Raw genomic sequence first — 8,891 nt, 5'->3', positions numbered from 1 at the left:
TCCCTTGGGACGCTACCGGCCCTGCGGCGCTACCGGCCCTGCAGGGCCTTGACGTTGTCCGCGAAGGTCCAGCCGCGCGACCCGTCCCAGTTGATCGACCAGGTCATGAGGCCCTTGAGCGCGCCGTTGTACGAGCCGTACGCCTGCGCGACGAGCGTCGGCGCCATGTACCCGCCGCCCGCCCCCTGCTGGGCCGGCAGGCCGGGGACCTGCTTGTCGTACGGCACCCGGATGGTGGTCCCCTGGATGTTCAGCCCGGCGTTCAGGCAGTCCGTCTGGGCGCGGAACCCCGCGACGGTGCCCGCCGCGTAGGAGTTGCCCGAGCAGTCGTACATCGACCCGTTGTAGTACTGCATGTTGAGCCACCAGAGCCGCCCGTTGTCGGCGTACTTCTTGATGATGGGCAGGTAGGAGCCCCAGATCGAGCCGTAGACGACGCTGCCGCCGGTGACGTAGGCCGTCTCGGGCGCCATGGTGAGCCCGAACCCGGCGGGCATGCCCGCGAGGACCCCGTCGATGATCCGGATCAGGTTGGCCTGCGACGTCGAGAGCTGACTGATGTTGCCACTGCCGGTCAGGCCGGTCTCGATGTCGATGTCGATGCCGTCGAAGTTGTACTCCCGCAGGATCGGAACGATGGTGGCGACGAACCGGTCGGCCACGGCCTGCGAGGACAGGTCGATGCCCGCGGTCGCGCCGCCGATCGACATGAGGATGGTCAGACCGGCCGCCTTGGCTGCGCACATCTCCTCGGGGCTGGGCACCCGGACACCGGAGTCCATGCCGTCCTCCCACAGCACCGTCCCGTCGGACCGGATCACCGGGAACGCCAGCGTCGCGACGTTGTACCCGTGCTGCGTGATGCGGGAGTCGGTGACCGGGATCCAGCCCATCCCGGGGTGCACGCCGTTGCTCGCGCCGTCCCAGTTCTCCCAGTAGCCCTGCAGCACCTTGCCCGACGGGCGCGGGCGCTGGCCGCAGTCCGTCGGCGTCGGCTCGGGGTCGGGCGTCGGGTCGGTGGGGTCGGGGTCCGGGGTCGGGTCCGTGGGGTCCGGGTCGGGCTGGGTGGCGCACGCGCCGTCGTCGGTCCAGAGGCTCGGCGTGGTTCCGGGCGTCCAGCCCGCGCCGACGTGTGCGGTGTGCCCGACCCGGGCGGTGTAGCCGCGGCCGAGGTGGGTCACGTGGTCGCCGACGGCGTAGGTGCGGCCCTCGGCCCACGTCGCGGCCGAGCAGTCGGCGGCAGCGGCCCGCGCCACCGGACCGGTCTGCGCGATGACCGCGGGGATCGCCAGTCCCGTGACGAGCAGGGCGGCTACACCTGCCGCCAGGAACGATGTACGTCGTCTCATGACCACTCCCCAGGCTCTGACACTAATTTGTCAGGAACGCTAGCCAAACAGCGAGCGGCGGGGAATACGGGGAACCCACACCGGGCTTCCGGGCGGCGCCGGGCGCCCGTCCGCGCCGACCTAGACTCGCGTAGTGATCCGACTCAACCCCGAGCAGCTCGTCTTCGTCACGGAGCGCCACCTCGCGACCCTCACCACCCTGCGTCCCGACGGCACCCCGCACGTGGTGCCGGTCGCCTTCACCTGGGACGCCGAGGCAGGGGTCGCGCGGATCACGACGAACCGCAACTCGTTCAAGGCCCGGCACGCCGCCCCCCTGCCCGACGGCGGAGCCCAGCGCGCCGCGCTCTGCCAGGTCGCGGGCGGCCGCTGGATAACGCTCGAGGGCACCATCGCCGTCAGCGAGGACGAGGCGGAGATCGCCGACGCCGTCGCGCGGTACGCGCGCCGCTACCGCGAGCTGGGCCCGAACCCGGACCGCATCGTGTTGCGCGTCACGGTCGACAAGGTGATGGCCTCGACCTACATGGCGTCCTGACCGGCCGCGCCGAGCACGCCTCGCCCGCCGGCGTCAGCCGACCTGGGCCGACTCCTCGCCCGTCGGGAGCGAGACCGCCACCACGTCGCCGCGCACGAGCTGGCGGCCACGGCGGAGCTCGACCGCGCCGTTGACCCGCACCTCACCGTCGGCGATCAGGTCGCGCGCCTGCGCGCCGTCCTCGGCGAGGTCGGCGAGCTTCAGGAACTGCCCCAGGCGGATGACGTCGTCGCGGATCGGCACCTCAGGCACTGGACCGGAGCTGGACACGGGACCGGGTTCGGCTGCGAAGTTGGACACGACACCATTGTCCCCCGCCTGCCGCCATAGACTGGCAAGGTGATCCAACGCATCGACCTGCGCGGCCGGTCCCTCGGGCGCCGCGCCCTCCTGGACGTCCTACCCCGTGCCGAGGTCGGAGTGGACGAGGCCGTCCATGTGGTCGAGCCGTTGCTCCGCCAGGTGCGTGCGGACGGCGCGGCCGCGCTGCGCGAGATCTCGCTCCGGCTGGACGGGATCGCCCCCAAGCACCTGCGGGTCCCCGCGACCGCCCTCGCCGAAGCTCTCGAAGGGCTGGCGCCGCCCGTGCGCCGGGCCCTGGAGGAGTCGATCCGCCGCGTCCGCCGGGTGCACGCCGAGCAGCTTCCCGCCGACCACGTGACCGACGTCGCACCGGGCGCCGTCGTGCGGCAGCGCTGGATCCCGGTCCAGCGGGTCGGCCTGTACGTGCCGGGCGGGCTCGCGGTGTACCCGTCGTCGGTGGTGATGAGCGTCGTAGCGGCCCAGGAGGCGGGCGTGCCCGGCCTCGCGGTGACGTCCCCGCCGCAGAAGGACAACGGCGGCCTGCCGCACCCGACGATCCTCGCCGCGTGCGCGCTGCTGGGCGTGGACGAGGTCTACGCGGTCGGCGGCGCGCAGGCCGTGGCGATGTTCGCCTACGGGGCCGCCGGCACAGAGCCGCAGGACGGCGAGACCCTGTGCGAACCCGTCGACGTCATCACCGGTCCGGGCAACGTCTACGTCGCCGCCGCGAAGCGGATGGTGCGCGGCACCGTCGGGATCGACGCGGAGGCCGGGCCCACCGAGATCGCCGTCCTCGCCGACAGCACCGCCGACGCCGGGCACGTGGCCCTCGACCTGATCAGCCAGGCCGAGCACGACCCGATGGCGGCCTCCGTGCTGGTCACCGACTCGGTCGAGCTGGCCTCCGCGGTGGAGGCCCGGGTCCAGGACCTGGCGTCCGCGACCAAGCACGCCACCCGCGTGGCGCGTGCCCTCGACGGCCCGCAGTCCGCGATCGTCCTGGTCGACGACCTCGACGCCGGCGTGGCGGTCGTCAACGCCTACGGCGCGGAGCACCTCGAGATCCAGACGGCCGACGCCGCCAGGGTCGCCTCGCGCGTGCACAGCGCCGGCGCGATCTTCGTCGGGCCGTGGTCGCCGGTGTCGCTGGGCGACTACATGGCCGGGTCCAACCACGTGCTGCCCACCGGCGGCACCGCACACTTCGCGAGCGGCCTCGGTGTGCACAGCTTTCTGAAGTCCGTGCAGCAGATCGAGTACACGCGGGACGCCCTCGAGGAGCTCGCCGACCGCATCGTCGCGATAGCCAACGACGAGGACCTCCCGGCCCACGGCGAGGCGGTCCGCGGCCGCTTCCACTGAGGTCGTCGGCCGACACCCCGCTTCGAGGTCTAGGTTGCTCCGTTCTGAACCGTTTCAGAAGGGAGCAACCTAGACCTCGAAGGGGTTCAGCAGGGCAGGTCGCTCAGGCGGTGGGCCGCGGGGCGCGCAGGTGGGCGCGCTCCGCCAGCTCGACCTCGTCGACCAGCTCGAGCATCGGCTTGCCCGGCGCGCACAGCATGACGACCACGAACTCCGTCCGGGCGTCGGTCAGCGCGTTGCCGTCCTGGTAGTGGATGACGTCGCCGCCCGGCTCCCAGAACGTCCCGCCGGCCTCGACGACCCGCTCGGGCTCACCCTCGATCTCGAACCGGACCGCGCCCTTGACCACGTACCCGAACGCGGGTCCGGAGTGGCGGTGCGGCGGAGTTCCCGGGTCGCCCGGCTCCCACTGGACGTGCACGGTCATCGCCGAGGCGCCGTCCGGGACGGTGAAGGGCGACGCGTCCTGCAGCATCGTGGCCGCCGTCTTCCAGCCCTCCGGCCCGGCGTGCTCGCCGCCCCCGTGCACGTGTGCTGCCTGGTTCTCTGACACTGTCATGGCACTGCGCCTCTCGTAGACATCGGTGTGCCAGTGATGACCGGCAGCCCCGCACATCTGTGACAGGCATCGCCGTTCACTGGGTGAAACCCGCCCGGAATCATTGACACGGCCCCCACCGTGCGCGAGGAATGACGAGCACCTGCACGCGCTCGTCCCATCGCCGCTGTATCGAGGGAGCCGTAGATGTCACACCGGTCCAGAACGCCCATGCTCGTCATAGCGGCCGTCACGGCCTTGGCTGCGGCGGTCGCGCCGGCAGCCGTCGCGGTACCCCAGGCACCACCGGCCACGGACAAGATCGAACCCCGCGACCTACTCGCCGAGAACCTCGTACCGGCAGAGACCACACCGCAGCCCGGCGTCGAGCGAACGGCCACCCTGCAGAAGCTGTCGCTCGGGCGGGGCAAGGCGGAGCGCACCTACCTGATCCGGCTCGCCGACGCCGCGGTGCCCACCTACTCCGGCGACGTCGCCGGCCTGGACGCCACCGCGCCCCGGGCCGGCCGCACGCTCGACCCGTCCGCCGCCCGCGTGCAGGAGTACACCGAGTTCCTCGAGGCGGAGCAGGACGACTTCGTCACCCGCATGGAACGCGCGGTCGGGCACGACGTCGAGGTGCCGTTCACGTACCAGTTCGCCGTCAACGGCCTGACCGCCGTCCTGACGCCGGCCGAGGCCGCGAAGGTGGCCAAGGACCCCGCCGTCGCGCACATCGCGCTCGACAAGGAGCACGAGCTGCACACGGACGCCGGCCCCGTCTGGAGCAACGCCGACGCGTTGTGGAACGCCGTCGAGGAGCTGGGCCTGCCGGAGGACTACCGGGGTGAGGGTGTCGTGATCGGCACCATCGACACCGGCATCCACCCGAGCAGCCCCTCCTTCGCCGAGACCGGCGACGACGGCTACACGCACACCAACCCGCTCGGCGCCGGCAACTACCTCGGCGCGTGCGACCCGGCGAACACCGACCAGTACGACCCCGAGTTCCCGTGCAACGGCAAGCTGATCGGCGCCTACGGCTTCCTCGCCGCCGACGACCGGAGCGCCCTGGACGAGGACGGGCACGGCTCGCACACCGCCTCGACGTCGGGCGGCAACGTCGTCGACGACGTGACGCCGACCGCACCAGAAGGAACGAACCCGCCGCCGTTCGACATCTCCGGCGTCGCACCGCACGCCAACGTGATCAGCTACCGCGGCTGCTGCACCACAGCGGGCCTCGTGGCCTCGATCGACCAGGCCATCGCGGACGGCGTCGACGTCATCAACTACTCGATCGGCTCGTCCTCGCCGTCCGACCTGTGGAACGACTTCGACTCGATCGGGTTCCTCAACGCACGCGCCGCGGGCATCTTCGTGGCGACCTCCAACGGCAACGACGGCCCCGGCTTCGCCACCACCGGCTCCCCCGCCGACGCCCCGTGGATCACGTCGGTGGGCGCCTCGACCCACAACCGGCACGCGCTGAACGCCCTGACGAACCTGACGAGCAGCACGACCGACCTGCCCGACCTGACCGGCAAGTCACTGACCGGGCCGCTGCCCGCCACGGCGATCATCGACGCGGGCTCCGTAGGCGACCCGCAGTGCACCGCGACCACGGGCCACGAGGCGGACTACGCCGACAAGATCGTGGTCTGCGCCCGTGGCGGCAACGGCCGCGTCGAGAAGTCTGCCAACGTCGCGGCGCAGGGTGCCGCCGGCTTCGTCCTGACGAACGACGAGGCCAACGCCGGCTCCCTGCTCGGTGACGCGTTCGCCGTCCCCGGCGTCGCCATCAGCTACGCCGACGGCCAGACGCTGCGGGCCTGGCTGGCCGAGGGCTCCGAGCACACCGGCGCGATCTCGGGCACCGACTTCACCATCGACGACGCGCTGGGCGACACCATGGCCAGCTTCTCGTCGCGCGGACCCAACCGGGCCGTCGACACGATCGTCCCGTCCATCACCGCGCCGGGCGTCGACATCCTCGCCGCGAACGGTGTGGCCGACGGCGCGTACGACCACGTCCAGTACGGCATCATCTCGGGTACGTCGATGTCGAGCCCGCACGTGGCCGGTGCCGGAGCCCTGCTCACGCAGGCCCGCCCGGACTGGACCCCCGCGCAGCAGCAGTCCGCGCTCATGACGACCGCCCGCACCGGCGTGAAGGACTTCGACGGCTCCCCCGCCACGCCGTACGAGCAGGGCAGCGGCCACATGGACGTCGGGGCCGCCGCGCAGGCGGGCCTGCTGTTCGACGAGACGGCGGCGAACTACCTCGCCGCGGACCCGGAGGCGGGCGGCGACCCCAAGTCGCTCAACCTGCCGTCCTTCGCCGACACCCAGTGCCTGGCCACCTGTTCGTGGGAGCGCACGGCGGTCCCGCCGCCGTCCGCCCCGGCCGACGTGACATGGACGGCGGCTGCGGTCGCCGACGACGGGCTGTCGCTGGACGTGACGCTCTCGCAGGACACCGTGTCCCCCGGCGACGCGCTCGGCATCTCCGTCACCGCGAACGTGGCGGACGCCCCCGAGGGCGAGACGCTGTTCGGACGCATCACGCTCACCCCGAGCAACCCGGACGTCCCGGCGGTGACGCTCCCGGTCGCCGTCGTCCCGTCCGGGGCGATCCTGCCCGAGGAGATCGACATCACCACGCGCCGGAACACCGGCTCGCAGGCCGTGACCGACCTTCGGTCCACGACGGTCAGCGACTTCACCGGTTCGGTGAAGGGCCTGGTCGAGGCCGACCTCCACGAGGCCTCGCTCAGCCAGGACCCCACCAACGGTGACGCGTTCGACGACCTGAGCCAGGTCCACGTCACCACGCTGGAGGTGCCCGACGGCGCGGAGCGGCTCGTGGCGGAGATCACCGCGGCCGAGGCGCCCGACCTCGACATGTTCGTCGGCACCGGTGACACGCCGAGCGCGGCGACCCAGGTGTGCGCCTCCACCACGTCGTCCTCCGCCGAGGCGTGCGACGTCCCCGACCCGGAGGCCGGTACGTGGTGGGTGGTCGTCCAGAACTGGGGCGGCAGCGACAGCCAGCCGGACGCGCACACGCTGGCGACCGCCGTCGTCCCGTCCGAGGACCTCGGTAACGCGGGCGTGGCCGGTCCGGAGGGTGAGGTGCCCGTGGGCGAGCCGTACGACGTGCGCGTGCACTGGGACCTGCCCGACGCCGCCGAGGGCGACCTGTACTTCGGCACCGCGGTGCTCGGCACCTCGCCGGACAACGCCGGCGACATAGGCGAGATCCCGGTCCGGCTGAGCCGGGTGGCCGACGACGTGACCAAGACCGCGTCGACGGAGACCGCCGTCATCGGCGAGACGGTCGGGTACGACATCTCGATCGCGCCCAACGTGACACCGGAGGATCTCACCTACACGGTGACCGACACCGTGCCCGACGGGCTGACCATCGATCCCGGGTCGGTGACCGGCGGCGGCGTGGTCGAGGGCCAGACCATCACGTGGGAGGTCGAGCTGCCGACGCAGGTGGGCGCCGTGGGTGCCTATGAGGCGTCGACTCCCGCCGACGACCCGCAGTGTGCGGCGTGGGCCGGGTTCCTCGACCTGGAGACGGCGGGGGTCGGGTTCAGCTCGCTCGACGGCGACAGCGCCGCCGTCAACGCGTTCGCGAACATCGGCCCGTTCCCGCACTACACCGACCAGTCGCCGAACCTCACCGTGTCCGACGACGGCCTCGTCACGATCGCCGGCGGTTATGCCGGAGAGCCGTGGACGCCGCAGGAGGTGCCCAGCTCGGCGGCTCCCAACGGAGTGATCGCGCCGCTCTGGTCCGACCTGCAGCTCTCGCTCGCGAACGACCGCGGCGTGCGGCTGGCGACATCCGGCGGCCAGGTCGCCGTGGTCCAGTGGGACGACCCCTTCCCCTTCGACGCCGACCCGGCCGACCTGTCCAACTCCGTCGGCACGTTCCAGGCCTGGATCTACAACTCGGTCGCGGACGACCGCCCCGAGATCACGTTCGAGTACGGCGACGTCGGAGCGCTGCCCGCCACGGCCACCATCGGCGTCGAGAACCTCGCCGGCACGCTCGGCACCGCCGTCGTGAACGCGGGCGACCCGTCCGCCGCCATCGCCGACGGCAGCAGCGTCTGCTTCGACTACGTGGGGCCGGACATCGACCCGGTCGAGCTCTCGTACGACGTCACGGTGGATCCGGACGCGCTCACCGGCGTCTACGTCAACTCCGCCGAGCACGTCACGTCCGACCCGTTCGACGAGCCCGCCGTGGCGGCGGTCAACGTCGCCGTGACGGGTCTGGCGCCGTGCGACGAGACGATCACCGGTCGGCACGACGGACGCGTCGTCGTCGATGAGGGCACCACCTGCATCGACGGCGCCACCGTCACCGGCCGAGTCACCGTGTCCGACGGCGCGGGGCTGCGGGTCACCGACTCGCGGATCCTCGCGCTCGTACAGGCAACGGAGGCGTCCGAGGTGCGCATCTGCGACACGGGCATCACGGGCACCCTGACCGTGACCCGCAGCTCCGGGGTCATGATCGGTGACCCGGCTTCGGACTGCGCGGGCAACCGGATCACCGGCCCCGTCACCGTGACCAGGTCGGAGGGCCCGGTCATCGGCGGCAACCGGATCACCGGGGTGCTCACCTGCCTCCAGAACGACCCGCCGCCGGTGAACAACGGTTCGCCGAACACGACCAAGGGCAAGGAGCTGGGCCAGTGCAAGGGCCTGTGACGCACAGGCGCTGACCAGACGCCGACCACCGCCGTGGCGCAGCCCGCACGTCGGGCTACGCCACGGC

Annotated in this window: 6 protein-coding genes; 3 read left to right on the top strand and 3 right to left on the bottom strand. The window is 72.0% G+C overall.

Translation table 11 applies throughout. The features are described from left to right. Positions 1 to 29: 29 nt before the first annotated feature. The gene (locus ACFWE2_RS22985) at positions 30 to 1,349 is read right to left on the bottom strand and encodes a carbohydrate-binding protein (RefSeq protein WP_377226528.1); all 1,320 of its coding nucleotides are present in this window, start codon (positions 1,347 to 1,349) and stop codon (positions 30 to 32) included. Between the two features lie 133 nt (positions 1,350 to 1,482). Here ACFWE2_RS22985 and ACFWE2_RS22980 point away from each other — a divergent pair, with 133 nt between their 5' ends. Next, positions 1,483 to 1,887: a pyridoxamine 5'-phosphate oxidase family protein gene (locus ACFWE2_RS22980; protein ID WP_377226527.1), complete on the top strand. Its 405-nt coding sequence runs from the start codon at positions 1,483 to 1,485 to the stop codon at positions 1,885 to 1,887. Positions 1,888 to 1,920: 33 nt separating this feature from the next. Here the strand turns inward: ACFWE2_RS22980 and ACFWE2_RS22975 are convergent, their stop codons facing one another. Then, entirely contained in the window at positions 1,921 to 2,187 is a 267-nt protein-coding gene (locus ACFWE2_RS22975; RefSeq protein ID WP_377226526.1) for an RNA-binding S4 domain-containing protein, read from the bottom strand. A 39-nt stretch (positions 2,188 to 2,226) separates the two neighbouring features. Between ACFWE2_RS22975 and hisD the strand changes: the two genes are divergently transcribed. After that, the gene (gene hisD / locus ACFWE2_RS22970) at positions 2,227 to 3,552 is read left to right on the top strand and encodes a histidinol dehydrogenase (protein ID WP_377226525.1); all 1,326 of its coding nucleotides are present in this window, start codon (positions 2,227 to 2,229) and stop codon (positions 3,550 to 3,552) included. A gap of 103 nt (positions 3,553 to 3,655) precedes the next feature. Here the strand turns inward: hisD and ACFWE2_RS22965 are convergent, their stop codons facing one another. Beyond that, on the bottom strand, positions 3,656 to 4,111 hold the full coding sequence (locus ACFWE2_RS22965) for a cupin domain-containing protein (RefSeq protein WP_377226524.1): 456 nt from the start codon (positions 4,109 to 4,111) through the stop codon (positions 3,656 to 3,658). Between the two features lie 186 nt (positions 4,112 to 4,297). Here ACFWE2_RS22965 and ACFWE2_RS22960 point away from each other — a divergent pair, with 186 nt between their 5' ends. Continuing rightward, on the top strand, positions 4,298 to 8,824 hold the full coding sequence (locus ACFWE2_RS22960; protein WP_377226523.1) for a S8 family serine peptidase: 4,527 nt from the start codon (positions 4,298 to 4,300) through the stop codon (positions 8,822 to 8,824). Positions 8,825 to 8,891: the final 67 nt, after the last annotated feature.

Origin of the sequence: Promicromonospora sp. NPDC060271 (genome assembly GCF_042726755.1) — a bacterium.
Taxonomy (GTDB): Bacteria; Actinomycetota; Actinomycetes; order Actinomycetales; family Cellulomonadaceae; genus Promicromonospora.
Note: the sequence above shows the minus strand (reverse complement) of the source record. Positions and strands in the feature narration are given on the sequence as shown.